Genomic DNA, 2,424 nt, shown 5'->3' with positions numbered 1-2,424 from the left:
TACGTACGGAGCAGCCCAACAGCATCGGAGGCACCTTGAGACAATAGTAACCAGACTGTCACTATCGGCTTATGCAGTGATGAGCTTCAGTCTCTCTGTTGCCGACTCAGGCCAATATTGACTATATTGCTGTGAAAACGATAACTAAAGCGCAGAAACTCAATACGGGCTTGCAACAACGTCCTTTTATACACCTGTCACTTACCTGTCATCAGACTGTCACAAGCTGATCATGTTTCATGCATAACCTCATTTGATTGCATTTCGCAATAGTTAATTTTCAGGGAGAATAATAAGTGAGTAAGTTTAAATTATCCGTTATTGCTTTATCTGTTGTAACACTTTTAACCGCTTGTGATGATGGCGATGACGGTGTCGATGGGACGAATGGCGCTGACGGCAGCAATGGTCTGACAAGCCTGGTTGTACAAACCGAACTGGCTACCGGCAGTGAGCAGTGTTGGCTGGGCGGCGTGCAAATAGATTCGGGACTGGATGCCAATAGTGATGGTACTTTAGAGGCGTCAGAAGTCAGCGATACCTCTTATGTTTGTAACCCGGACACTTTTGGCACCAGCGGCGCGCGCCTTCCTTATTCCGTGCTGCGCAACGATATGGACAATACTTTTTACCCGGGCTCAACTTTTGAAGTGCGTAACGGTGGATATGGTTCGGACCTTGATGGCCACCCAACCAACCCAATGCAATTTTATGCGTTAACCGACCGTGGCCCTAATGCCAAATACCGCACTGCTCAGGAAGGAGCGCCACACGGTAGTGGTAAAATTTTCCCGACCCCGGATTACACGCCACGCATTGGCTTATTCGAGGTTCAGGCCAATGGTTCAATTGCTAAGATCAGCGATATTCTGTTAAAAGACCGGGATGGTAACAACATTAGCGGCTTACCGAATACGCCAAGCTTAGGCGGCACGGGCGAAGTACCTTACAACACAGATCGCGAAGTGATCCGTGCAGACATGACCCAACCTTATGATGCCGATACCAACCCTGCAGTCTTTGATGATTACGGTTTAGATTCAGAAGGTTTAGTCGCTGTGTCTGACGGTACCTTCTGGGTATCGGATGAATATGGCCCGCACATTGTGCATTACAGCGCTGACGGAGTTGAACTGGAACGCATTAACCCTTTCGCTGCAGATGATCGTAACCTGTATGATCTGCCAGCTGAGTTTGGCAATCGTTGGGCTAACCGCGGTATGGAAGGCCTGACCATCACGCCAGATGAAAGCACCTTAGTAGGTATTATGCAATCGAGTCTGGATAACCCCGACAGAAACAGAACCGATATGACACGCATTGTTACGGTAGATTTGGCAACCGGCGCTATCTCACAGTATCTGTACAGACAGGAAAAAGGCTCTAATTCCAACTCTGCCATTAAAGCCATCAGCGACACGCAATTCTTAGTGTTAGAGCGCGATGGTGCATTCTTTGGCAAAACGGGCGCAGCCCAGAAACAGGTGTATAAAATTGACATCAGTAACGCAACCGATCTGGAAAGTGTCGCCGCTGCTGGCACTATCACACAGGATGATGCATTAGGCCTGGTGATTGACGGTGCTACGCTGGAAGAAGTTATCAACGACAATGCCACTGACGGCGTTTACGACCAGGGTTGGGGTATGCTGGCCAACTTAGGGATTGCTCCGGTTGAAAAGCTGGAAATGGTCGTTGATATGGTGGATGAAGTGGCATACCCACACGACAAAATGGAAGGTCTTTGGGTGATTGATGGCAGTCGCTTAGGTGTACTTAACGATGATGATTTTGCCACCTGGTCAAAATCGGAAGAAGGCGCACCACTAGGTCAAAAATATTTAGATATCAATAATACCGTGATTGATGGCAATACGCTGTACATTGTTGACAGTTTAAATCTGACTGAAAATTAATGCGCTGATGCAGCGCCACTCGCACTGAAATGGCCGCAAATTTGCACAGACTAGTCTGCGACAATTACCCTTTCAATGCTACAAAAGCACCGACTTAACTTTATGTAAGCGGTGCTTTTTTCATGCCTTTTTCTACCCTGAGTTTAAACGCGCCATTATTAGCCACTCTCGATTCGCGGGGTTATCAAAGCCCAACGCCAATTCAACAAGTGGCAATCCCACGTGTTCTAACGGTAATTGTGTAATGGTAGGCGCACAAACCTGAATATAGGAAAGATTAACACTATGTACTATCCTCTGTGACTTCTGAATTCAAGACCTGTTTCACGCATTACAAATTTAGATATGAAAAGCAATGACGAAATCATTGTTGTTAATCGAATTGGAATACGCTGGTCATTGCTACTGAAATCTTCTAGTAGATATATGAAAGCACGCCCTGAGCATGATGCATGTTTAAGCTGTGCATTGTGTTCGAGCTTCAAGTACCAAGGTCCGGTTTACGTAC

General features: G+C 46.6%; 1 protein-coding gene. It reads left to right on the top strand.

Translation table 11 applies throughout. The annotated features are described in order from the left end of the window. Positions 1–296 precede the first annotated feature (296 nt). The gene (locus BIZ39_RS21260; RefSeq protein ID WP_049588550.1) at positions 297–1,916 is read left to right on the top strand and encodes an esterase-like activity of phytase family protein; all 1,620 of its coding nucleotides are present in this window, start codon (positions 297–299) and stop codon (positions 1,914–1,916) included. Positions 1,917–2,424: the final 508 nt, after the last annotated feature.

The organism is Alteromonas sp. BZK5 (genome assembly GCF_014349115.1).
GTDB classification, from domain to species: Bacteria; Pseudomonadota; Gammaproteobacteria; order Enterobacterales; family Alteromonadaceae; genus Alteromonas; species Alteromonas macleodii.
Note: the sequence above shows the minus strand (reverse complement) of the source record. Positions and strands in the feature narration are given on the sequence as shown.